The 24,062-nt window shown below is 59.7% G+C and carries 19 protein-coding genes; 12 read left to right on the top strand and 7 right to left on the bottom strand.

Translation table 11 applies throughout. The features are described 5' to 3' along the window. The first annotated feature begins 2 nt into the window (after positions 1 to 2). On the top strand, positions 3 to 2,321 hold the full coding sequence (gene pqqF / locus ATE40_RS08760) for a pyrroloquinoline quinone biosynthesis protein PqqF (protein ID WP_063919452.1): 2,319 nt from the start codon (positions 3 to 5) through the stop codon (positions 2,319 to 2,321). Between the two features lie 149 nt (positions 2,322 to 2,470). Here pqqF and ATE40_RS08755 read toward each other — a convergent pair whose 3' ends face one another. Further along, entirely contained in the window at positions 2,471 to 5,506 is a 3,036-nt protein-coding gene (locus ATE40_RS08755) for an autotransporter domain-containing protein (RefSeq protein ID WP_071891991.1), read from the bottom strand. Positions 5,507 to 6,414: 908 nt separating this feature from the next. Between ATE40_RS08755 and ATE40_RS08745 the strand changes: the two genes are divergently transcribed. Together ATE40_RS08745 and ATE40_RS08740 are read left to right on the top strand one after the other, a co-directional pair. Continuing rightward, the gene (locus ATE40_RS08745; RefSeq protein WP_063919450.1) at positions 6,415 to 8,508 is read left to right on the top strand and encodes a putative bifunctional diguanylate cyclase/phosphodiesterase; all 2,094 of its coding nucleotides are present in this window, start codon (positions 6,415 to 6,417) and stop codon (positions 8,506 to 8,508) included. Between the two features lie 166 nt (positions 8,509 to 8,674). Next, entirely contained in the window at positions 8,675 to 9,592 is a 918-nt protein-coding gene (locus ATE40_RS08740; protein WP_156785419.1) for an ABC transporter substrate-binding protein, read from the top strand. 43 nt (positions 9,593 to 9,635) lie between these two features. Here the strand turns inward: ATE40_RS08740 and ATE40_RS08735 are convergent, their stop codons facing one another. Continuing rightward, positions 9,636 to 11,420, bottom strand: a complete 1,785-nt coding sequence (locus tag ATE40_RS08735) for a sigma-54-dependent Fis family transcriptional regulator (RefSeq protein WP_025159747.1) — start codon at positions 11,418 to 11,420, stop codon at positions 9,636 to 9,638. A gap of 275 nt (positions 11,421 to 11,695) precedes the next feature. On the opposite strand from ATE40_RS08735, the gene exaC reads away from it, so the two are divergent. Continuing rightward, the gene (gene exaC / locus ATE40_RS08730) at positions 11,696 to 13,216 is read left to right on the top strand and encodes an acetaldehyde dehydrogenase ExaC (protein WP_025159746.1); all 1,521 of its coding nucleotides are present in this window, start codon (positions 11,696 to 11,698) and stop codon (positions 13,214 to 13,216) included. A gap of 64 nt (positions 13,217 to 13,280) precedes the next feature. Here the strand turns inward: exaC and adhP are convergent, their stop codons facing one another. From adhP to ATE40_RS08715, 3 genes are all read right to left on the bottom strand, one after another. Further along, entirely contained in the window at positions 13,281 to 14,297 is a 1,017-nt protein-coding gene (gene adhP, locus ATE40_RS08725; RefSeq protein WP_004928541.1) for an alcohol dehydrogenase AdhP, read from the bottom strand. A gap of 196 nt (positions 14,298 to 14,493) precedes the next feature. Beyond that, positions 14,494 to 15,852: a bifunctional sulfur transferase/dioxygenase Blh gene (gene blh / locus ATE40_RS08720; protein WP_244889091.1), complete on the bottom strand. Its 1,359-nt coding sequence runs from the start codon at positions 15,850 to 15,852 to the stop codon at positions 14,494 to 14,496. After that, positions 15,800 to 16,696, bottom strand: coding sequence for a sulfite exporter TauE/SafE family protein (locus ATE40_RS08715; protein ID WP_230328901.1), 897 nt, complete (start codon positions 16,694 to 16,696; stop codon positions 15,800 to 15,802). The genes blh and ATE40_RS08715 overlap by 53 nt, the downstream gene beginning before the upstream one ends. Positions 16,697 to 16,776: 80 nt before the next feature. Here ATE40_RS08715 and ATE40_RS08710 point away from each other — a divergent pair, with 80 nt between their 5' ends. Further along, complete coding sequence (locus ATE40_RS08710) at positions 16,777 to 18,012, top strand: NAD(P)/FAD-dependent oxidoreductase (protein WP_063919447.1); 1,236 nt, start codon at positions 16,777 to 16,779, stop codon at positions 18,010 to 18,012. A 141-nt stretch (positions 18,013 to 18,153) separates the two neighbouring features. Beyond that, complete coding sequence (locus ATE40_RS08705) at positions 18,154 to 18,447, top strand: Rdx family protein (RefSeq protein ID WP_025159743.1); 294 nt, start codon at positions 18,154 to 18,156, stop codon at positions 18,445 to 18,447. 31 nt (positions 18,448 to 18,478) lie between these two features. On the opposite strand, the gene ATE40_RS08700 is transcribed toward ATE40_RS08705, so the two are convergent. Then, positions 18,479 to 19,141 carry a CPBP family intramembrane glutamic endopeptidase gene (locus ATE40_RS08700; RefSeq protein ID WP_019455319.1) on the bottom strand — a complete coding sequence of 221 codons (663 nt, stop codon included), beginning with the start codon at positions 19,139 to 19,141 and terminating at the stop codon, positions 18,479 to 18,481. Positions 19,142 to 19,348: 207 nt separating this feature from the next. Between ATE40_RS08700 and ATE40_RS08695 the strand changes: the two genes are divergently transcribed. The 6 genes from ATE40_RS08695 to ATE40_RS08670 all read left to right on the top strand — a co-directional run bounded on the left by ATE40_RS08695 (position 19,349) and on the right by ATE40_RS08670 (position 22,660). Further along, the gene (locus ATE40_RS08695) at positions 19,349 to 19,843 is read left to right on the top strand and encodes a TIGR00645 family protein (RefSeq protein WP_019455318.1); all 495 of its coding nucleotides are present in this window, start codon (positions 19,349 to 19,351) and stop codon (positions 19,841 to 19,843) included. Positions 19,844 to 20,027: 184 nt separating this feature from the next. Beyond that, positions 20,028 to 20,483 carry a 3-hydroxyacyl-ACP dehydratase FabZ gene (gene fabZ, locus ATE40_RS08690; protein ID WP_019455317.1) on the top strand — a complete coding sequence of 152 codons (456 nt, stop codon included), beginning with the start codon at positions 20,028 to 20,030 and terminating at the stop codon, positions 20,481 to 20,483. Positions 20,484 to 20,513: 30 nt separating this feature from the next. Then, the gene (locus ATE40_RS08685; RefSeq protein WP_063919446.1) at positions 20,514 to 21,302 is read left to right on the top strand and encodes a spermidine synthase; all 789 of its coding nucleotides are present in this window, start codon (positions 20,514 to 20,516) and stop codon (positions 21,300 to 21,302) included. An 80-nt stretch (positions 21,303 to 21,382) separates the two neighbouring features. After that, positions 21,383 to 21,577 carry a ribbon-helix-helix protein, CopG family gene (locus ATE40_RS08680; protein ID WP_019455315.1) on the top strand — a complete coding sequence of 65 codons (195 nt, stop codon included), beginning with the start codon at positions 21,383 to 21,385 and terminating at the stop codon, positions 21,575 to 21,577. Positions 21,578 to 21,719: 142 nt separating this feature from the next. After that, positions 21,720 to 22,121 (top strand): VOC family protein, encoded by a 402-nt coding sequence (locus ATE40_RS08675; protein ID WP_025159742.1) that lies wholly within the window; start codon positions 21,720 to 21,722, stop codon positions 22,119 to 22,121. Further along, a complete protein-coding gene (locus tag ATE40_RS08670; RefSeq protein ID WP_019456300.1) occupies positions 22,121 to 22,660 on the top strand; it encodes a dihydrofolate reductase family protein in 540 nt (179 codons plus the stop codon). The genes ATE40_RS08675 and ATE40_RS08670 overlap by 1 nt, the downstream gene beginning before the upstream one ends. Here ATE40_RS08670 and ATE40_RS08665 read toward each other — a convergent pair. After that, positions 22,645 to 24,039, bottom strand: a complete 1,395-nt coding sequence (locus tag ATE40_RS08665; protein ID WP_063919445.1) for an MFS transporter — start codon at positions 24,037 to 24,039, stop codon at positions 22,645 to 22,647. The two genes, ATE40_RS08670 and ATE40_RS08665, sit on opposite strands and share 16 nt — an antisense overlap. Positions 24,040 to 24,062: the final 23 nt, after the last annotated feature.

Raw genomic sequence — 24,062 nt, 5'->3', positions numbered from 1 at the left:
CCATGACACTCGCCGCTGCCTCGTGGCAGCTCGCCAACGGTTTGGCCGTCAAGGCGATAAGCACCCCTGCCGCCGAGGCCGCCGCCGCGCTGGTGCGCATTGAAGCGGGCAGCTTTCAGGCGCCGGCCGCCTGGCCGGGCCTGGCGCATCTGCTGGAGCACCTGCTGTTTCGCGGCAGCGTGAATTTCAGCGCGCTGGATGGCCTGATGGGCTGGGCGCCGTCGGTCGGCGGCCGGTTAAACGCCACGACCCTGGCCACGCAAACCGCATTCTTCTTTGAGGTGGGCGCTGACCACCTGGCTGAAGGGTGGGCTCGGCTGAGCGATATGCTGGCCGCCCCGCAGTTGACGGCGGAGGCGATCGCTCAGGAGATCGAGATTATCGACGCCGAATACCGCTTACTGCGCGCCGATGTTGAAACCCGCTGCGAAGCGGCGCAGCGGCAAATGTTCAGCGGCCTTGACGCGTTGCACCGCTTTCACATCGGCAGCCGCGCCGCTTTCGGCAGCGATATTTCCGCACTGCAACAGGCGCTGCGCCAGTTTCACCGTCAGTACTACCGAGCGCCAAACATGACGCTGTGGCTGCAAGGCCCGCAATCGCTGGAACAGTTGCATGCGCTGGCGCAGCGCTGCGCCAGCCGTTTGCCGCCGGACGCTGCCGCCCCGCGCCAACCATCGCCGCCGCTGACCGCCGTGGCGGATTACGCTCTGCATCTCCCCGGCGTGCCGCAGCTGAGGCTGGTCTTTTCCCTGCCGGCCCCCCGCTCACGCGGCTGGCTGCGGCGACTGGAGCGTCTGCTGCAGGATGAAGCCCCTGGCGGGTTGTTGGCCCGGCTGCGCGCTCACGCGTGGTGCGACGCCGCGCGGCTGGATTATTCCCGCTGCGGCGAAAACAGCGCCCTGCTGAGTTTTATCTTCACCGTCAATCAGGGGACAGCCGTTGAAGCCGCCCGCATCGAAAGCGCCCTGTTGGCGTGGCTGCAGGCGCTGCGCTCGCTGACGCCGGCGCAGCTCGAACATTTCGGGCAGCTGGCAAATCGCGACTTTCAGCGTTTGGCGCCACTCGAACAACTGCGCGCCAGAGCGTTTGGGCTGCCGCCGACTGAGCCGAACGACGATTGGCCACGGCATATTTCGGCGCTGATGAGCGCGCCGCGTCGCCGGCTAGCCGTGTGGCCCGAAAACGGCGGCGAAACGCGCGAAATTCAGGGGCTGCCGCTGGCGCTCACCCCTTTCGCCTGCGCCGCGCTGACGCCCGCAACGGAACCGTTCCGCTTTTTCTCCTCCTCCGCGGCGTTGCCGATCCCGAACTTGCCAGTCGGCCAGGCGCCGCTGCGACATCTGCACCCCGAGGCGGCGCAACCGGTGTTGCTGCTGCGCCCCTCGCAGTCCAGCGCATTCAGCGAGCAGCAAGCCTATGGTTTACAGGCGGCGCTGCGCACCGGGGCGGCGGAGCTCGCGCATCGGGAGGGGCATTTAAGCTTCACGCGCCATCAGGGCCTGTGGTTGCTGCAGTTGGCGGGCAGCGAGGCGCTGATCGGTCACGGCCTGAACGTCGTGAACCGCGCGCTGGCGGCCTTGCCGCCGGCTATCCTCGATGAAGCAGAAAGAAACCTGCGCCTCGCCCAGTCGGAACAACAAAACGCCGTCGCCATTCGCCGCCTGCTGGCCCAATTGCCGGCGGCGTTGTGCGGGCCGGCAGCGGCGCCGCCGCAATGGCATGCCGCCTTAATCGGCGGCGATAGCGAGTTGCGGCGGCGGCTGTCGCATTTGCTGTACGACTTTCCCTATTCCGTGACCGCCGAGCCGCAGAGGCCGCCCCCTTCGCTTCATCGCCCCGTCACGCTGACGGAAAGCGGCACCGAACACGCCTTGCTACGGTTTTACCCGCTGCAGAGCGATGCAGCCGAAGGCCGCTGGGCGCTGCGCGTGTTGGCCCAACTTTACGCGCCGCGCTATTTTCAGCGGCTGCGCGTGGAGCGCAACATCGGTTACGTGGTGCAATGCGCCTTTCACCGCAGCGCCGATGTCGAAGGCCTGCTGTTTGCGCTGCAATCCCCGACATTCACCGTTGAACAGCTGCAGCAGTTAACTGACGAATTCTTGCTGCAGATGCGTCATGAGCTGGCGCAGCTTGGCGCTGACGAACTGGAACAGGCGCAGCAGGCGCTGCGGCAAAGTGTGCAATGCCTCAGCGCCGAGCCGTTGCAGCGCGCCCGGGAAATCGCCCTGGAACATCGCGAGGTGGTCGCCGCCGCTACGTCCCTCACGCCGGCTCAATTGCGCGATTGGCAGCAGCGTTTGCTTTCCTCTGATTGATTTACCCAGCGGCGAACACCGGCCGGGGGGGAATATGCCGCGCAGAAAGCATCGCCTCATGCCAAAGAAGGTTTCAACGCCGTCTGGACGCAAAAAAAGCCCCCATCGTCACGATGAGGGCTGAATAAAGCGAAGCATGTTAACTGCGATCAGAAGCGCCAGGTCAGACCGGCGTTGACGCTGTTGTCCTGGTGGTTGGACGACAGCTGCCCGCCGTAGCCAAGGGACAGGACGGCGTTTTTGTTAACCGCTACATCCACGCCCGCTTTCAGGACCGCACCATCGCGAGACACAGGCACGCTGTTCACGTCGAACGCCGCATCAGTGCGTTTGAACATCAGCTGCGTTTTACGCTCCAGCTTGCCGTACTGGTGCTGCCAGCCCAGCTCGCCGCGCAGAGCGATCGCCACGCTGTCGGCTTGCCACTGGGTGTCGGCGCGCAGACCCAGCGTCGAAGCGGTGGCGGACTGACTTTGTTTGTCGCCGCGCAGCGCTGCCGCCCCGCCTTGCTCGGTGATCCCCTCGTTACGGTAATGGGTGTACGCCAGGTTGGCGAACGGCTCAAGGTTGACCGCATCGCTCGTCCAATCGTAACCACTTTCGATGAACAGCTGACCGGTGCGCGCGTTATACTTGGCCTTCTCGCGATCCGACTGCGCGCCATAGTTCACCGAGCGCGAGGTGTCGATGCGATGCCAGGTATAAGTGCCCCCCGCCCGCAGCGCCACTGCGCCGAAGCGTTTGTCGCCGTACAGCCCCAGATGATAGTTGTCGCTGTGTGCGTCTGACTGATAACCGCCATCCAACGAGGTGCGGGTATACCCGGTCATCACCCCTAACCGACCGTCGTCGAACAGTTCGCTGTCCAGCCCCAGCAGCACGCCGTAAGTGGACGTCTGGTAACCGGTGGCGTTGTCGTTGCCGGAAGCATGCCCCCAGCTGCCCAGCAGTTTCGCCCAGGCGCCGTTGTCATCCGCTTTAATATCGGTAGCGACGCGGCGGCCTTCCGCCTGGCGCAAGCGCTCGGTGGCGGTATCGCGCAGGTAACGGCTTTCGTTGATCTGGGCGGAAGCCATATCCGCGTGGATCTGGCCAGACAGCTGACGGGTCGCCTGCTGCAGATCTCGGGCTGAGGTGAAGCCGAGGAAGCTTTCATAGACCGGATGGCCGGCCACGATGCTCGCCTCTTCGCTCACGGCTTGCGCCTCGCCGCCATCGCTTTGCAGCAGGTTGGCCGCTTCAGCCGCAGAGATCGTCACGCCGCGTTGGGCCGTTGTCGTGACCGGTTCCGCCGCGTTGAGCGTCTCCACCGCACGAGCTACCGCTTTCTCGTTCTCTGTGCTGGCCAAGCTGTCAAAACGAGCGGCGGTACGCGTGATGCCAAGGCCGACGTCATTGCCCTGATAATCCAGCGCGACATTCACGAACGGGTACGATGGGTTGGCGTTTTCAAATCGACCGGTCACGCCGTCCGTCGTGGTCAGGATGGTGTATTTGTTGCCCAGCAGACTCTGCGCCTCATTCTGCGACAGCAGGTTTTGGCTGCGCTCCAGGCTGACGTTCACACTGCCGCCGTTGAGGAAAGCGCGTCGCGCGGCGATCTTATCGCTGCGGCCTTTGTCCGCCACTTCCACGTTATACTGCGAACCGCGATCGAAGACGGCGTCATTCACCACGTGCAGCGTGCCGATGCCGTTGCCCGGCGCGACGCTGCCGCCGTGGCCAGCTCGGAAGGCATTCACGCTGCCGCTGCCGGCCAGCGTGCCGCCGTTTTCGATATAGACGTTGGATACCACCGAGCCGTTGATTGCCAGCGCGCCCTGTTTCACCCAGGTATCACCGCGATAGGTATTGTTCCCCGCCAGTTCCAGCGTACCGGCGCCGATTTTGGTCAACCCGCCGTGGCCGGTGATGTCATTGCTCCACGAATCGAAATCGCACTCGCGCGACGTGCAGCGGCGCTCAACCGTGGTGCCGGATTCAACGGTATTGCCGAGGCCGGGAATATTTACCACGAATTGTTTTTCGCTATAGGAGCCCGGCACATAATATTCCTGTGGAATATCCTCCTTGGTGATAAACATTTTCGGCCCGTTGATCGCATCGCGTAAATTGACGCGCCCCCAGCCGAACAAATTGTCAATACCGGGCACGCCTAAATCGGTGGCGGTAGTTTTGATCACGGCGGATATTTGATCGGCGCTCATATAAGGGAAGCGTTGCATCAATACGGCGGCGACACCGCTGACATGCGGCGCGGCCATTGAGGTGCCGGATTTGAAGCCGTAATTTTGATTAACCGACAGCTCGCCTTTATTGTAAGCATCACGATTAACGGCGCCGCCAGTATTAGACTCCAACCGGCCGACCGTGCTGTATATATCGGAGCCTGGCGCGGAAACGCAGTAGCTCGCCGTTTGACCGCAGCTGGTCGAAGAGACGCTTAAGTTGTTTTCGTCGCTCAGGTTGGTCACGATCAGGTAATTGTTCAACACGTCCGGGAAGGCATAAGGCAGTGACTTTTGCGCTTCGGGAATGTTGTAATTGTTGTAATTGCCTGCCGAGAAGACGATCAGCTTACCGTGCCTGGCCGCACGCAGCAGCGCCGACATGGAGCTATGCGCGCCGGTCGGCACCGGCTGTTGGCTGCCCCATTCCACGCTGGACTTGCTGCGCATCATTTCGCCGATCACATCGCCTTTGACGAACGCCACATAGTCCGGTCTGCCGTTAGGTAACCAGATGATGTCACCCTTGGCGTCTCGCCGAATGTCCGGCGCAATCCCCCAGCTGTTGCTGATGATGCGCGCCGCGCTCTGAATCAGCTCTTCACGGCCGTTGCGATTACCGTAATCATTCAATTTGGTGCCGATAATATCCGCGTCGAAAGCGACGCCGTGCATACCAGCGCCATCTCTTTTAGCCGCAGCAATACCGGCTACGTGCGTGCCGTGATCGCCGAAAGACATATTATCTAGTTTATCGTATGAGAAATTATAACTGCCGTTATCCAGACGCGTCAGTTTACCGGCGAATTCAGAATGGGAAAGAATGGCATTATCGATAATACCGATAGTGACGCCTTTACCGGTGTAGCCTCTGGCATAGGCATATTCGGCGGAAATCGCCGCAAGCCCCCATTGACGATTAAATTCTGCGGTTTTCCAACTGTCAGGCGCACCCAACCGACCGGGATCCTGATAAGCGGCAAGAGAAGAATGAATGGATAAGCCATAACAACCCAGAAAAACGCAATACGCTAACTTCAATCTTTTATTAAGTATCATTTTACGCTCCATGTTTATTTATACCCAGAAGAAAACTTACGTTTTAACCGCCCTGCGACCTCCCTCGATCGTGAAACGACAGATAACGCATGCAGGCCCGACGCGGGCCGCATGAACAGACATGCTGAGTGATGCAGATGGCGCTGGCAGACAAAGGAATGTCGCCGCGCCGGGCGCCTATGGCGCAGACGTCTAAAGAGGAGGCGAATGTACGCTTGCCGGCGCCGTTGCGCCGGAATGGCCCGGCCATCGGGACCGGGCCTGGGGATCAGGCTGTAGATGCATTTCGTTTTATCATCCAGTTTTTCTAATGCTTTTCATTCGCGAGGCTATCTTATACGTAAGCAAAGTGTCAACAGATGAAACAAAACATTTCTTGATTTGTATCATGACTTTTCTGCTAAACCCCGACCAACGGCGCTGCGACTACCGCTGGAGAGTGCATAAAATGGCGGTTATTGCCGCCATAAGTGAGATTTTTGTCAGTGAAGGCGCATAGAGCCGGCAGAACAGCCGGTGGGAGAGCATAAAAACGCCTGAACATTTCATCAAATAGAAACATCAAGATTGATTAATTTTTATGGCAATATCCGATCGTGGTCGGATCACTTATTTTTCGTCGCAATATAAGGGCTGCTTATAAATAACAGGAATATTCCTAATGCGTTCGCGCGGGATGTATTCCATGCTAGCGGGCTGATTTTTAGCCGTGCCCGCTGGCTATTCCCATTTTCATTGGCAAAACTATATTGAAAGAGGCTCTGCTATAGAGCGAGAATATGGGTAATTTTCCGAGGAAATACCGCATGACCCTGTTGCCCAAGCAGACCAATAACAAAAATCCGATTGATCTCTATGGCGAAATCGTAGACGACTTGCCCGGTCTGATTTGCTTCGGCAACCGCCTTGGCGGCTACTTTAATAAACAGTGGCGCGACTATACCGGCGCAAACGCCGGCGAGCACGGCGCCGCCGACTGGCTCGATGCCCTGCATCCCGACGATCGCGATCGGATGGCCGCGCAATGGCGCCAGGCGATCGTCGCCCTCTCCTCGTTCGCCGGCGAAGCTCGCCTGTGCGATCGCCACGGCATCTACCGTTGGTTTATGCTGGCGTTCAATGCCCGCCAGGATGGCATGGCGTTAGAGCCCAGCTGGTACCTCGCCGCCACCGATATTCATCTGCAAATGCTGCAGCGCCAGCAAAACGTTCAGGCGCTCTCCATCCAGCAAGACATGCTGGACGCCAGCCTCGACTGTATCAAAGTGATCAATAACGACGGGACGCTGCGCCACATGAACCGGTCCGGCAGCCTGGCGCTCGGTCTTGACCCGGCGCAAAAAGAGTTCGGCATGTCCTGGCTGGGGTTGCTGTCGCCCGAAATCCGCCGCCGTGGCCGCAAGGCGCTGCGCAGCGTCAGAGCGGGTAAAAATGCGCGCTTCACGGGATTGAGCGTGACGCCGCAGGGCAAAAAACAGCACTGGGACAATATTCTCACCCCGGTCAGCGACGAACACGGCGCGGTGGCCGAGATCTTGTGCGTCTCGCGCGACGTAACCTCGCAGCGCGTGATGGAGCAGCGTCTGTTGCTCGCCAGCGAGTATGACGAATTGACCGGCCTGCCCAACCGGCGTCTGTTCAAGAAAAAACTGAAGCAAGAGATGAAACGCGCCCTGCACGGCGGCAAGTCGCTCGGGCTGATGCTGTTGGACCTTGACCATTTCAAGCTGGTGAACGACACACTGGGCCACGCGGCAGGTGACCATCTGCTGCGGGTGCTGGGTAAAAGGCTCAGCGCCTGCATGAATACCCACTCGTTCGTCTCGCGTCTCGGCGGCGACGAATTCGCCGTGGTGATAAGCGACGTCGAAAACGAGCAGGACATTTTTCGCATCGCCAACAAATTTCTGTTGCAGCTGGAGACGCCGATCACCCACGGCGGCAAAACGCTGCATTGCGGCATGAGCATCGGCGGCGCTATCTATCCCAAAGACGCCCGCGACGCTTCAGAGCTGATGAAATGCGCCGATACCGCGCTGTATGAGTTGAAGGACGGCGGCCGCGGCGGCGTTTATATGTTCGATCGCAAGATGATGGACAAAGCCAGCGCGCGCGCCAGCCAACTCAACTACGCACGTCAGATCGTGCGCGACAACTGCATCCGCCCCAACTATCAGCCGAAGGTCTGCCTGACCGACGGCAGCATTGTCGGCTTCGAAGCGCTGCTGCGCTGGCATTGCCCGATCAACGGCGTGCAGTTGCCGGCGACGGTGAGCGAGGCATTCAACGACTACGAGCTGGCGACCAAAATCAGCGAAGCCATGCAGCTGAAGGTGTTCGCCGATATCGCCCGTTGGCGCGCAGCCGGCGTGGCGGTGCGGCCGGTTTCGCTGAACGTGTCGCCGATCGAATTTTTACGCGACAATTATGCCGAAACCTTCCTGCAGCGCCTGCTGAAATTCCATATTCCCCACCACCTGATCGAACTGGAAGTGACCGAACACGCGTTCAACAAACACGGGTCGAAATACGTGCTGCGCGCGCTGCAAATGCTCAAGGAAATGGGCATCCGCATCGCGTTGGACGACTTCGGCACCGGCCACTCCTCCTTCAGCCATATCATGGACTACCCGCTGGACTGCATTAAGCTGGATTGCGACTTCGTTCAACGCATGAACACCGAACCGGCGATCCTGGCGATCGTGGAAAGCATCGGCATCCTCGGTCAAAAGCTGTCGATCGATATCATCGCCGAGGGGGTGGAAACCGAACAGCAGCGCCAGACGCTGTGCGAAGCCGGTTTCCATATCGGCCAGGGTTTTCTGTTCAGCCGCGCGGTGGACTCCCAGCGGGTACCGGCGCTGCTGCAGGGGATGCCGCAGCCCGTGGGCGGCCGTTAAACGCCCTGCCGTTTGTCATGCGGCGCGATCTGTCTTCAGCGCCGGCGGCGGCGCATCATGATTTTTCCAAGATTGGTTAGTTGATTTTGTTCGTTCACAGACCCGCAGCCTTCAGAGATAGTGCAACGACCTTGTGGCACTGATAATAATGAAGGTAATTAACATAATGATAGATAGCAAAAAAATGATAATGATTGCGGCGCTGCTGAGCTTTTCCGCCGCCGCCGCACCGGGCGTGGATCTCGTCGCCAACGAAACGCCGATCCACACGGTGAAAAACGCCGAAGCCGTCGCCAAAATCCCCGTCGGTTTCCGGTTCGTGGAGCCCGGCACGCTGACGGTGGCCATCTCCCTGCTGGGCAGCGGCCCGCCGTTCGGTCTGTACGCCCGCGACAATAAAACGGTGATCGGCAGCGAGGCGGATATCGCGCGGTTGGTGGCCGACGGATTAGGGTTGAAACTCAAGCTGGTGCCTACCTCATGGGAAGACTGGCCGCTGGGAGTGGCCTCTGGCAAATATGACGCCGCAGTTTACAACATCACCGTAACCAACGAACGCAAGACCAAATTCGATTTCGCCACCTATCGCCAGGATACGCTGGGCTTCTACGTCAAATCCGACAGTAAAATCACCCGGATAAAAACGGCGCCGGATATCGCCGGCAAAAAGATCATCGTCGATTCAGGCACCAATCAGGAAGCGGTGCTGCTAGCCTGGGACAAGGAGAACCGCGCCAAGGGGCTCGCGCCGCTGCAGCCGGTGTACGTCACCGATAAGGCCGCCTCCACGCTGGCCATTCAGTCCGGACGTGCCGATGCCACTTTCGGCCCCAACGTCTCCGGCGCTTACCAGGCGCGGCTGACCGGCAAAACCCGGCTGGTGGGCATCGTGCCCGGCGGCTGGCCGAAGACCGCCAACATCGCCGTCACGCTGAAAAAAGGCAACGGCCTGGTGGACGCGGTGCAGGCTTCGCTCAACGGCGCCATCACCAACGGCAGCTATCTGCAGGTATTGGATCGCTGGGCGGAGAGCGACGAGAAAATCGACCATTCGCAGATTAACCCGCCGGGACTGGGGGATTGAGATAAGCACAGGCCCCGCGCGGCGGGGCCTTACCGACGGCCAATCATGCCGTTTCATTCCCCAGCGCTTTCTGCCTCCCCAGCTTGCGATACAACGTGCTGCGCGAAACGCCGAGCGCTTTCGCCGCCCGGCTGAGGTTGCCATTCGCCTTGTCGATCGCCGCCTGCAGATCCCCAAGGCCGGCGTCGGCGTCCACCCGCTGTGGCGCCAACACCGCGATGGACTGCGGCAGATCGTCCAGGCTCAGCACTGCGTGATCGTCCGCCAGCGCCAGCAGCACTTTGAGCGTACTCAGCAATTGCCGCACGTTGCCCGGCCACGGATAGCGCGCCAGCATCGCCAGCGCCTCCGGCAACAGCCGAATGCCGCGCCGCTCGCCGCCCAGCTCTCGCCACAGCTGCAGAATGAAGGTCTCCAATTGCGCTCGCTCTCTGAGCGGCGGGATGCGCAGGCTGTATTCCTGGATGCGATACAGCAAATCCTCGCGAAACGCCCCTGCCTGCACCAGCCGGTGCAGATCGTGGTGGGTGGCGCAGACCAGCGCGAAATCGACCGGATAAGCGCTGCGGCTGCCTAGCGGCGTGACGGTTTTTTCCTGCAGTACCCGCAGCAGGCGCGTTTGCAGGCCCGCCGGCATGTCGCCGATCTCATCCAGGAACAGCACGCCGCCGTCCGCCTCGCGGATCTTGCCGATATAACCTTTAGGGTTGGCGCCGGTAAACGCCCCCGGCGCATAGCCAAACAGCTCGGACTCGATCAGCGGTTCAGGCAGCGCCGCGCAGTTGATCGCCACAAAGTTGCCGTTGCGCCAGCGGCTCTCCTGGAACAGGCGGCGGCTGAAGTGCTCTTTGCCGCAGCCGGTTTCGCCGGTCACGCACAAGGCGAGGCCGGCGTTGAGAATGCGCAACGCCTTCTGATGTTGTTCGTCGGCTCTTTCCTCCGGCGGCACCGAACGCAGGGCGCTGACGCGGCGCTGCGGCGCCTCGAGCAGCGAATAATAATGCCGTTGATTGCCGGCCAGCGTCTGACGCGGCGCGCCGGCGGGCTGCCGTAACAGCTCGGGGAACAGCTGGGCGAACTCAAGCGAGCCAAAGGCCGCCGGCGAGAGTTGAAACTCCATCATCGCCAACCGATTGGCGGCGACCAGCACTTCGTCGTGGAATACCAGCAACAGCTCCTGCGCGCTGCCCAGGCGACCGGCATCGGCGTGCAGGCGCAGCGTCCAGTGGCGATCGGCGATCGCGCTTCTGACCCAACGGTGTTCGATATGCCGCACCGCCTGCATGATCAGGCGCTGCGCGTCAGGATACGGACGCTGGGCGGGCGCGGAGAGATCCAGTATGCCGGCAATGCGGCCATCCGGCCGATAGATCGGCGCGGCGGTGCAGTTCAACCCGGCATTTTGGTTGAGAAAATGCTGGTCGCCGCGCACTTCGCAGAAAGCGCCCAGCGCCAGCGCGGTACCGATGGCGTTGGTGCCCCGCTCCGCTTCTCCCCACTGGTTGCCCGGCGCCAGCGCAAAGCGCGACGCTTTGTGTAGAAAGTCGGTATTACCGCAGGTTTCCAGCACCAGCCCGTCGGCGTCGGCGATCACTACGATGGCGGGTTGGCGCGTAATTTTCGCACCCAGCTGCTCGATCAGCGGCTGCACCCGCTGCGGTACCCAATCGTTGCGGCTGCGCAGCTCTTCAAGCAATCCGGCTTTGATAAACGGGATATGTTGATCGGTGCGCGTCAAGCCATAACCCTGGCTGCGTTGCCAGGATTCCGCCAACGGCTGGGTCAGCAAGCTGGCGCCCTCTGCGGGCAAGCGGTCGTCAGGCAACATGCGTTTCTCCCCCGTTCGCGAGTGTTGCAAACTTGTATCATAAATGTGTATCAGGCGTTGCGACACGGGACACAAAAAATCATCGGCGACGGCGACGCCGCGCGATTCGCCAAGCGGCATGAATTTCTAATTCCATAATAAACAATCACTTTTAATAAGCACCCTTGCCCTTCATCAATCTGGCACGGGGCGTGCTTCTCTGTGCGGCGGCGACATGCCGCACTCACAGGCGCAGCGCAATAGCGCCGGTTATCATCTGCAGAGAGGTGCTTCACATGAAATATGTCCACCCCGGTTTGCCTGGCTCGCTGGTTTCGTTCCGCAAACGCTATGGCAACTACATTGGCGGCAAATTTGTCGAACCGGTATCCGGCAACTACTTCACCAACACCTCGCCGGTGACCGGCCAGCCGATCGCCGAATTCCCGCGTTCCGACGCCAAAGACATTGAGCTGGCGCTCGACGCGGCGCATGCGGCGGCGGACGCCTGGGGCAAAACCAGCGTGCAGGAACGTTCCAACGTGCTGCTGGCGATCGCCGATCGCATCGAGTCGCGGTTGGAGATGCTGGCGCTGACCGAAACCTGGGACAACGGCAAACCGATCCGCGAAACCCTGAACGCCGATCTGCCGCTGGCGGTCGATCATTTCCGCTACTTCGCCGGCTGCCTGCGCGCGCAGGAGGGCACCGCAGCGGAAATCGACCAAAACACCGTGGCCTACCATATCTATGAACCGCTGGGCGTGGTCGGCCAGATTATTCCGTGGAACTTCCCGCTGTTGATGGCTGCCTGGAAACTGGCGCCGGCGCTGGCTGGAGGTAACTGTGTGGTGCTGAAACCGGCGGAACAGACGCCGCTCGGCATCAGCGTGTTGATGGAAGAGATCGGCGATCTGCTGCCGCCGGGCGTACTCAACGTGGTGCAAGGCTTCGGCGCCGAGGCCGGCGAAGCGCTGGCGCGCAGCAAACGCATCGAAAAAATCGCCTTCACCGGTTCCACGCCGGTCGGCCGTCACATCCTCGCCTGTGCGGCGGAGAACATTATCCCCAGTACCGTCGAGCTGGGCGGCAAATCGCCGAATATCTATTTTGAAGACATCATGCAGGCGGAACCGGAGTTTATCGACAAGGCGGTTGAGGGGCTGGTGCTGGGCTTCTTCAACCAGGGTGAGGTTTGCACCTGCCCTTCACGGGCGTTGATTCAGGAATCCATCTACCCGCAGTTTATGGAGAAAGTGCTGGCGCGCATCGCCGCCATCCGCCAGGGCGATCCCTTCGACACCGAGACCATGATCGGCGCCCAGGCGTCCAAGCAGCAGTACGACAAGATCCTGTCCTATATCGACATCGCTAAAAACGAGGGAGGCAAAATCGTGGTGGGCGGCGAACCCGCCCAGCGTGGCGACGAAGTGCAAAACGGTTTCTATCTGCAGCCAACGCTGATTACCGGCAACAACAGCATGCGTTTCTTCCGCGAGGAAATCTTCGGGCCGGTGATTGGCGTCACCACCTTCAAGGATGAGGCCGAAGCCCTGGCGCTGGCCAACGATACCGAGTTTGGACTGGGCGCCGGGTTGTGGACCCGCGACATCAACCGCGCCTACCGCATGGGACGCGCGATCAAGGCCGGCCGCGTATGGACCAACTGCTACCACCTGTATCCAGCGCACGCCGCTTTCGGCGGCTACAAGAACTCCGGCATCGGACGCGAAACCCACAAGGCAGCGCTGTCGCACTATCAACAGGTGAAAAACCTGCTGGTCAGCTACGACGCCAAACCGCTGGGTTTGTTCTGACTCGCGGTAACAACAACAAGGCCACCCGCAGGTGGCCTTTTTTTCACGCAGTGGATGACGCGGGTTATTTCGCCATGCCGAGATCGATCACCATGCGCCCGCGAATGGTGCCGGCTTTCATCTCGTCGAAGATGGCGTTGATATCGCCCAGCGGCCGCTTGGTCACTTTCGGCGTCACCTTGCCTTCGGCAGCGAACTGGAACGCCTCTTTCAGGTCTTCGCGCGTGCCCACCAGCGAGCCGACCACCTGAATGCCGTCCAGCACCAGGCGCGGAATGCTCAGATCCATGCTCTCCGGCGGCAGCCCCACCGCCACCACTTTACCGCCGGCGCGCACCGCATTGACCGCCGAGTTGAAGGCGGCTTTCGCCACCGCCGTCACTACCGCCGCATGAGCGCCGCCGGTTTGCTGCTGAATGATCTCTTCCGCATTTTGCGTTTTGGAGTTGATGGTCAGATCGGCGCCGATCTGTTTGGCGAACTCCAGCTGGCCGTCGTTGACGTCGATGGCGATCACTTTGGCGTTAAACACGTTCTTGGCGTACTGCAGCGCCAGGTTGCCCAGCCCGCCCAGGCCATAAATGGCGATCCACTGCCCCGGTTTGATATCGGAAATTTTCACCGCTTTGTAGGTGGTGACGCCGGCGCAGGTGATGCTGCTGGCGGCGAAAGAATCGAGTCCGTCCGGCACTTTCACCGCGTAGTCCGCCACCACGATGCACTCTTCCGCCATGCCGCCGTCAACGCTGTAGCCGGCGTTTTTCACCGAGCGGCACAGGGTCTCGTTGCCGCTGACGCAATACTCGCAATGGCCGCAACCCTGGTAAAACCAGGCGACGCTGGCGCGGTCACCCACTTTTAACGAGGTGACGCCCTCACCGACGGCGGAGACCACGCCGATGCCTTCATGCCCCAACGTAATGCCCGGCACCTCGCCGAAATCGCCGTTTTTCACGTGCAAATCGGTGTGGCACACCCCGCAACACTCCATTTTCAACGCCGCTTCGCCGTGCTTGAGCGGGCGCAGCACTTTATCCTGAATATCTACGGTATGGTTTTTCGTCACTACGGCAGCTTTCATGGTGTTTTCCTTAGCAGAGTGGGAAGTACAGTTGTTAATGTAGTGACTGTATTCGGTGAGGGCAAGCACCGCGTGTTTTGTGTAAAAACAAATAATTAAATATGAATCAGGATGATTATTTCATAAAAAACAATTAACAGACGGCGCGATCCCAGGCAGATGTTCTGCCTGTTCGGCGGCGCCGTCATGGCCTGATTCAGCCCTTAAATCGATTCACCGGGATTTTGAGGTAGTGCTGTCCATCGTCTTCGCAGTCGGGCAGCACGCCGCCGCGGATGTTGACCTGCAGCGCCATCAGCATGAGTTCCGGATGCGGCAGCGTGGCGTCCCGCTGCTTTCTTTGCGCAATAAATCGGGACTTATCCATATTGACCACCCAGGGATTGTTCTCGCGCTGCTCTCTCACCGTGCTTTCCCAGCGGACCTCACGCCCCGCCGGGCGGTAATCATGGCCGGTAAACAGCCGGGTATCCGCAGGCAGGCTCAGAATCCGCTGCAATGAATCCCATAAGACTTCCGCATTGCCGCCGGGGAAATCGGCCCTTGCGGTGCCGCTGTCCGGCATGAAGAACGTATCGTGGATAAAGGCCGCATCCGCAATGTAATAAGTGATCGACGCCAGAGTGTGCCCGGGAGACAGCAAGACTTCAGCGCGCAGGTTGCCGATAAAAAAGACGTCTCCATCCGCGAACAGCGCATCCCAGACGGTATTGGCCGCAGGCAGGTCTTTTAAATTGTAGATCTCTTCCCACAGCCCCTGAACGGCGGCAATTTTTTCGCCGATGCCGGTGAAGGCGCCGGTTTTCTGCGCCAGCCAGGTGACGGCGGAGAAGTGGTCGGCATGCGGATGGGTATCCAATACCCAGGCGACGCCCCACCCCCGTTGCTGAATAAAATCCAGGATCTTGCGGGCCTGCTGGTGCGATACCGTTCCCGAGCGGCGGTCAAAATCCAGCACCGGATCGATGATCGCACAGCGGCGCGCTGCGGGATCGGCGACGACATACTGCAGGCTGCCGCTTTCCGGCTCATAAAACGCGTGCACTTCCGCGTGAGGCTGAACGGCCTGATGCCGACCATACCAGCCCAGCGCCTTATCGGCATCGGCGCCATACTCTGCGCACTGGCTGCGAAATTGCGCTTCGTCTATCTGGCCTTCGCGCAGCGCATACAGCAGGGAAAGGCAGGCAGAACGCGCTCCGCTCCTGCAATGCGCCAAGGTCTTCTCACCCCGCCGCAACAGGTAATGGAAGGTATAAACGGTCTCCCAGGTCAGCGTGTCGAACGTGTAAGGCAGATAGACGTAGCCCATTCCCCATTGCTCAGCCAACGCTTTCTCTTGTTGATGGTTAAGGTACTCTCCCGGCTCTTCATCTGGTCGATTGTTGACGATAAACCGATAGCCTTGTTGATGCAGGATAGCGAAATCATTCGCTGCGGGCGCCCCCGAAAAGGAGAGCTGATGATGGTAAGTACGGATGTGCATATTTTTTCCTTTTGTTTTATAGGCTTTTAAAAAGCATATAAAGGGCCAGCACCAGCAACATGCCGGCATAGAGCACACGGATAATGTCCTCGCGTTTTTTCAGGCGCTCGGTGAGCGTCACTCCCACGACGCCCCCCAGAACGCCGCCGACAATGAGCCAGCAGGTAATGGCCAGCGACACCTTGCCGGACATGGCATAGCTTGCGCTTGTCGATAATCCCATGGCGGAAACCACGACCAGTGAGGTCGCCACCGCTTCAACCAGCGAAAAGCGGAAGAACCAGAGCAGCGCCGGCACCACCAAAAATCCGCCGCCGATGCCCAAAAAACCGGCCACCGCGCCCAGCGCCAGCACGCTGGGCCACACGATGGCGGGATGAAATGTCGGATGGGAGGACGGTAATCCGTTGCCTGCCCGATGATTTCTTTTCAGCGTCAATCCGGCGACAACCAGCATCAGCAAAGAGAAAGGCAGGGTTAAATGGTGCCCGTCCGTCATTTTTCCCACCTGAGAGCCCACCAGCGTTCCCACCACCGCCACCAGCGAAACGGTAACGCCGGTCTGCCACCGGACGTTTCCTTTGGCGGCATGAACAAAAAGATTGATCAGCGCGCTAATGGCAACGGACATGGCGCTGGTGCCTATAACCAAGTGGGTATCCGGGATTTTCACCATATACAGCAGCAAGGGCACGCAGACGATGGATCCGCCTCCCCCGGTCAGAGCCAGGAGAAATCCGACTATTCCCCCGGTTATCACCAACAGCGTCAGGGTATAAAAAGTAAAATGGAAAAAATCCAATGCGTTAATTCCCTTTCGATATTTATGGCATTTATTAACGATCAGTTTGCGTTGATTGTCAAATAACTTATTACATTTAGCTATTACATATAGCAAAATCGAATATGTCATTTTTAATATAACCATAAGTTCTATAAATTATCTTTAAATCCGAGCCACAACCCCCTACTTTCTTATGAAAGGAGACCTGCATGAAACCAGAAAAAATAAACACCCTGAAGAAAGTTGTTGTTATTGGTGGTGGTTCATCTGGCATCGGCGTCATCGCAAGCATAAGGAAGCGAGTTAAAGATGCGGATATAACTGTCGTTGAACCCAATGACTGTCATTATTACCAGCCGGCATGGACCCTGGTGGGCGGCGGGCTCTTTGATATAAGTAAAACGCAGCGCGCCATGCGCGATGTGATTCCTTCTGGCGTCTCATGGCTCCAGGACAGCGTTGTCAGGGTTGACCCCGATGAAAAATATATCGAGACCCGTCAGGGGAAACGTGTAAGCTATGATTTCCTTATTGTTGCCTGCGGCCTTGTTTTACGTTGGGATAAAATAGAAGGCCTTGAAGAGACGTTAGGGTTTAACGGCGTCACCTCTAATTATCGTTTTGATCTTGCAGAATACACCTGGAAACTTGTCCGGGAGATGCAAGGCGGCAAGGCGATATTTTCACAACCAACGCTTCCCATAAAATGCGCCGGCGCGCCGCAAAAAGCCTTATATCTTTCATGCGATCATTGGCGGCGACAAGGCGCTCTGAATAATATTAACGTCAATTTCTGCCTTGCGGGCACGGCGGTTTTCGGTGTGCCACAATTTGTTCCTCCGCTGACCGATTATTTGAAAAAATACCGCGCACAGGTCAATTTTCGGCATAATTTAGTGCGCGTCGAAGGGAAGCGTCGGCAGGCGATCTTTGCTCTGGACAGTGATGAAGAAGAGAAACGCGAGGTCACACTGCCCTTCGACATGCTCCACGTTGTGCCGCCTCAGTCCGCACCGGCGTTTATTGCCCAAAGCGGCCTGTCTGACGGATCCGGCTGGTGCGACGTGGATAAGTTCACTCTGCAGCATAAGCGCTGGCAGACGATTTTTGCCGTTGGCGACTGTTGCGCCACGCCCAACGCCAAAACCCTGGCTGCGGCTCGCAAACAGGTGGTGGTGGTAGCCGAGAACATCGCGGCGCTGATTAACGGCGCTCCGCCCACGGCGCATTACGATGGCTATGGCTCGTGCCCATTGACGGTAGAAAAAGGCAAGGTTGTGCTGGCTGAGTTTGGTTACGACAGTAAATTGCTCCCCACCTTTCCCCTGCTCGACAACACCCAACCCAGCCGCATGGCATGGTGGCTGAAAGCCTGGTTTTTACCCCGATTTTATTGGGCGGGCATGCTGCGCGGGGTCGAATGGCTCGCCAAAAGCAAGCCATAGCGCCCGAGGGTCTGAGGCCGCCGCCGTTATCCGCGCCTGGCGGCCTCAGCAGGCGCTTGACTATTTGGCGCGACAAAGCCACCATCGCTTGCGAGCCATCGAGCTGATTGCAAGCCGCTTCCACTAACCGGTCGATCAATGATGAAAAACGCCCCCGCCGTTACGATTCACTACTGTTCACAATGCAATTGGCTGCTGCGCGCCGGCTGGATGGCGCAAGAGCTGCTCAATACCTTCGGCGACGATCTCGCCTCCGTCACCCTGATGCCGGGCACCGGCGGGGTCTATCAAATCAGCGTCGATGGCGTGATGATTTGGGATCGCAAGATTGACGGCGGTTTCCCCGATGCGGCGCAGCTGAAACAGCGGCTGCGCGATCACAGTTTCCCCGAGCGTTCTCTCGGCCACAGCGACGGTAAAAAAGCCCGGCACTGAGACCCGAAGCCCAGCCGGCGTAATGGCGAATTCAACTTAGCGCGTAGCTGGCCGCCATCACGACGCCATTCATGGTCATATGCAGCCCAATGGATAAAGCGAGTCCCTTGGATCTCACTCTGGCGGCCGTCAACACCAGCGAGATTAAAAACAGGGCAACCAACGTGCGCCAATCGGTGTACTGGGTATGTAAAACGGCAAAGATGACAGACACCGTTAACGCGGTCCAAAGCACCCTATCGTTAAACCAATACATCAGCGCGTTAAACAAACAGCCACGAAATACGATCTCTTCATAGATGGGGACGACGAAGATCAACAAGCCGGCATTGAGCGCTAAAATCTCACCGGGCAGCGCCACCTGCTCCGTCACCCAAGCTTCCGTTTTTTCCACGCCCAGCAAGCGCGGTAAAATGAACTGAATCACCAACAGAGCGAACAGCAGCAGCGCAAAGTCGCTGCGTTTAACCTCGCCTTTGCCTAATCCTTCCCTGCGGCGGAAAAAGAGAAGGTACAGCGAAAATATAGCGACGAATTCCATCCCATATAGCAACGGCAGCAATAGTCCTTGCTGCATCAATACGGCGCGGTTCTCAATAAACAACGGAATAAATGTAATCAGGAACATCAGCAGGAACATGGAAAAACAGCCGTTGACGGCTCGTGTTCTCGCGATAAACGCGTTGTCAGTCATATAACCATCCTTAGTTTGAGCAGCCATCGACGCACGGTGGCAAGACAAGACAGAGCGGCAGTTTATGCCCATATGATGCCATTGTCATGCCTAAGGCTACGGCGAATGCCCAACCGCAAATATCCCCAAGCCATTGGCAAGCGGTTGATTTCGCCCGGGTCTCCTGCGCTATACTGAGCGCCCTTTTGACCACACTCAGATAATGTTATGGAACGCTTGTTAGAAAATGCGATGTACGCCTCTCGCTGGCTGCTGGCGCCGGTGTATTTTGGCCTGTCGCTTACCCTGGTCGCTCTGTCGATCAAGTTTTTTCAGGAAATTCTCCACGTCCTGCCAAATATTTTTGCCGTTACCGAAGCCGATCTGGTGCTGACCTTGCTGTCGCTGATCGACATGGCGTTGGTCGGCGGCCTGTTGGTGATGGTGATGTTCTCCGGCTATGAAAACTTCGTCTCGCAGCTGGATATCAGCGAAGGGAAAGAGAAACTGAGCTGGCTGGGCAAAATGGACGCCACGTCGCTGAAAAACAAAGTCGCCGCGTCTATCGTCGCCATCTCCTCCATCCATTTGCTGCGGGTGTTTATGGATGCCAAGAACGTACCTGACAACAAGCTGTTGTGGTATGTGATCATCCACCTCACCTTCGTGCTCTCCGCTTTCGTGATGGGCTACCTGGACAAGGTGACCCGCTCCAAGCACTAAGCTCGCCGCGACACCCGATCGTCAGGATCGGGTGCCTCTCCCATGCCTAACTCCCCCTGCGCGCCGCCGTCTGTTTTTTCACCTGGCACATCTGATGATAATTTTATTATAATGTCATTACACTCATAATGAACTGAACGCCGGCATCGCACCGGTTTCGCCGCAGACAGGATCACGCACTCCCATGCCATTGAATGGTCAACCCCTGCAATTCAACGATATTCAGGCGATTTTGCCTCATCGCTATCCCTGTCTGTTGGTCGATCGCGTGCTGCCCGCCGGTACCTGCATCGCCGAAGGGCGGCTGAGCGCCATCAAGAACATCACCGCCAATGAGCCGACGTTCTGGAGCGGCCACGCGCATTTCGCCGGTTTTCCCGGCGTGCTGTTGGTGGAAGCGCTGGCGCAAAGCACCGGTCTGTTGGCGCATTACTATCTCGGGGCGCTCAATGAAGGGGAACATTACTACTTCGCCGCCATTCAGCGGGCGCGGTTTTATCGCGCCGCCCGTCCCGGCGACCAGGTGTTGATGGAGGTCGCTTTCGTGCGCCGGCGCGGGGCGATCGCCCGCTTCACCGGCCGCGCCAGCATCGATGGCCGGCGCATTTGCACCGCCGATTTCATGTGCGCCCGTAAATAGGCCGCTTGCCAAAGGAGCCCTGCGAATACCATGTCTCTGGTTGACAGCTTACTCAGAACCCTCGATTTCTCCCCGCGCGGTCAGGTGATCGCCCGCGAAGCCGACGCCTGGGGCGAAATCATCGTTTCCGATCACAAGGACTACCGCACGCTGCGGTTTGACGGCATCTGCGAACAAAGCAAGATGAGCCTCAGCAACCCCGCACAACCGATCCACAACTACATCAAAGCGATGCTGATGGCGGTGGCCTGGCAGCCGCCGGCATCGGCGCTGATTCTGGGCCTGGGAGGCGGCAGCCTGCTGCGTGCGCTGCATGCCTTCGATCCGGCGATGCGTCTGGACGTGGTCGAGCTGCGCGCCGCGGTGATCGCCGTCGCGCGCCGCTACTTTACGCTGCCGGCCACCGACACCATCAGCCTGCGCACCGCCGACGCCATGGACTTCGTGCGCCCGCCCGCCGAGGCACGCTACGATCTGATCTTTTCCGATCTCTATTCGGCGTTCGCCATGGATCCGCAGCAAGGCAGTCAGACATTTCTGGAGAACTGCGCCGCGCGGCTGAACGACGGGGGCTGGCTGGTGCTGAATTACCACGACCTGCCCGACGAAAACAGCCTGCTGTATCACAGCCTGCATCGGGTATTCAACACCGTGCTGTTTTGCGTCGCCCCCAGCGGCAACGTGATCATTTACGCTACGCCGGCCCGTGTGACGCTGCCGCTGAGCACGCTGCGCACGCTGGCCGCCGGCAGCGGCGAGTTGTTCAACTGCGAGCTCGGCTACCTGTCGCGCAAAATAGAGCGGCTGCATTTCCGCTGAATGCGGGCGGCGGCGCGCTCTGGCTGGCCGCTTCGCCCACATGGTATTATCATTCAGTTATCATTCTCTGGAGGATCCTGATGGAAAAGAAAACGGCGCGGCTGACGGTGCTGATTGACCCGGACAAAAAGAAAGCCCTGGAAGAACTCTGTCTGCAGCAGGACGTTACCCCTTCCCAAGTGGTGCGCCAGCTGATCCGCGATTATCTGCAAAAGCATCAGGTGGATTATCCCAGCCAGCCGACGCACGCCAATCCCCGCGTCGAGAGCAATTGATCGGCGCCGGCGCCGCAAACCGTGAAGCGCGTTCGCCCCTGCGCGCGCCCTTAATCCGAATCCTCCGCTGCGGCCTGTCCATCCTGCGATATCGCTGCTACTGTTCTATGCCTTCACACTCTCTTTTCGGAAAGGAAGCGCCATGTTCAGCCATATTACCGTCGGCGTCAGCGATCTGGACGCCGCCGCCGCGTTCTACGACGCGATTTTGTTGCCGCTGGGATTACAAAGGCGGGAAGTGACGCCGGACGGCGGCCCCGCCGCTCGCTGCTGGGTGATGCCGGGCCAGACACTGCCGCGTTTCTATGCCTACCAGCCCTTCGACCGGCAGCCCGCCAGCGCCGGCAACGGCAGCATGCTGGCCTTTCTCGCCGCCGATGAAGTGGCGGTCAAACGCGCCTACGCCGCCGGCCTGTTGGCGGGCGGCAGCAGTGAAGGCGAACCCGGCGAGCGCGCGCACTACGGCAAAGGCTATTTCGGCGCTTACCTGCGCGATCCCGACGGCAACAAGGTTCATTTGGTTTACCGGGGAGATCTCGCCTGATGAAATGTTCGGTTTACATCGCCACCAGCGTAGACGGATTCATTGCCGGTGCGGACGGCGACATCGACTGGCTGCTGCGTCCCGAATACGCAGTGTCGTTGCTCAACGGGTTGAGCTATGAGGCGTTTATCGCCGACGTCGACGCGCTGGTGATGGGACGTCATACCTATGAAAAAGTCCGCGCCTTTCCCGAATGGCCCTATGGCGAACTGCCGGTGGTGGTGCTGTCGACGCAGCCGCCCGCGCCGCAAGAGGCAGGCCACGTTCGCTGGATGAATGGCGAACCGGCGGCCATCGTCGCGCAGTTGGCTAGCCAAGGCTGCCGTCACCTGTATATCGACGGCGGCCAGACCGTGCAGCGCTTTCTGCAGGCCGGATTGATCGACGAATTGACCATCACGCGCGTGCCGCTGCTGCTGGGCGGCGGCATTCCTTTGTTCGGCGCCGATGCCCCTGAGCAGCGTCTACGCTTGCTCGCCGTTACACAATCGGACAACGGTTTCGTACAAGAGCGTTATGCCGTTCAGCGCGCGTCATAACGCAGCGTCAATCGGCGGCCACCGAGGGCGATGAGCAACGCCGCCAACGCCAACAGCGCCGCCGCACCATAGGTCACCTGCATACCGTAAGCGGCCGCGGCGGCGGCGCCCGCCACCCGTTGCGAAGCCAGATAAAACAGCGCCCCCATCGCCGAAGCGCCGGTGATCGCGCCGAGGTTGCGCGCCAGGTTCACCATGCCGGCGATCAGTCCGCGCCGTTCAGGAAACAGATCCTTCATCAGCGCCGTGTTGTTGGCCACCTGGAACAGCGCATAGCCGGCGGTCAACAGCGCGATCGGCGCAACATAGCCAAGCACGCCCCAACGGCCCAGCAACGAGAGCAATGCCGCCCCGGCGGCCACCGCCGCCAGCCCAAACTGGGCGATGCGTTGCGATCCGAAGCGATCCACCAGATAGCCGGCCGGAATGCCGGTCAGAATGGCCACCGCCGGCCCCGCCGACATCACCAGCCCGACCTGCGCGGCGCTTAGGCCTAGCGCCCTCGACAGATAGAACGGTCCGACCACCAGCGTGGCGGTCATCACCGTCATCACCAACGCACTGGCCGCCAGCCCCGCCGTCAAGGCCGGATGGCGGAACATCGTCGGCGCCAACAGCGGCGATGCGGCGCGGCGCTCCACGCGGATAAACAGCGCCCCCGCCAGCAAAGCGCCCAACATCAACGCCAGATTGAGCGCGCTGAAATTGCCGCGCCCGAGGGTCATCGCCAGCGAGTAACAGAGCAATGCGCCGCCCAGCAGCAACGTGCCGGCGCGATCGAAAGGTTCCGGGCGCGCAGTCGTCCGTGGCCCATCCGGCAAGCAGCGCCAGACGAGCCACAACGCCAGCAGGCCCAGCGGCAGGTTGATCAGGAACATCGCCCGCCAGCCGAAACCGGCGATCAGCGCGCCGCCCAACGACGGGCCCAACGCGGTGCCCACCGCCGACATGGTGCCGAGCAGCCCCATCGCGCGGCCGATTTTTTCCGCGCCCAGCGCCTCGCCCGCGAGCGCCATGGCGATTGACATCATCACAGCGCCTCCCAGCCCCTGCGCTATGCGCGCCGCCAACAACAGCCAAAGCTGCGGAGCCAACGCGCAAGCCAGCGAAGCGGCGGTAAACAGCGCGATGCCCGCCAGCAGCAGGCGCCGGCGATTGCGGCTGTCGCCCAAGCGGCCGATGCCGATGATGCAGGTGGTGACGGCCAGCAGATAGCAGAGCAGCACCCACTGCACGGCCTGGAACGAGGCATGAAACGCGGCGGCGAGCACCGGCAGCCCGACGTTGGCGATGCTGATGCCGAGCGACGACAGCAGCATGCTCAGAGAAAGTGCGGCCAGTATGCCGCGGACGCCCTGCGGCGAAGGATGGGATAACATGATAAAGACTCCTGACATAGACT

The organism is Serratia surfactantfaciens (genome assembly GCF_001642805.2).
Classification (GTDB): Bacteria; Pseudomonadota; Gammaproteobacteria; order Enterobacterales; family Enterobacteriaceae; genus Serratia; species Serratia surfactantfaciens.
The sequence above is the reverse complement of the archived record's forward strand: the minus strand, read 5'-3'. Positions and strand labels throughout refer to the sequence as shown.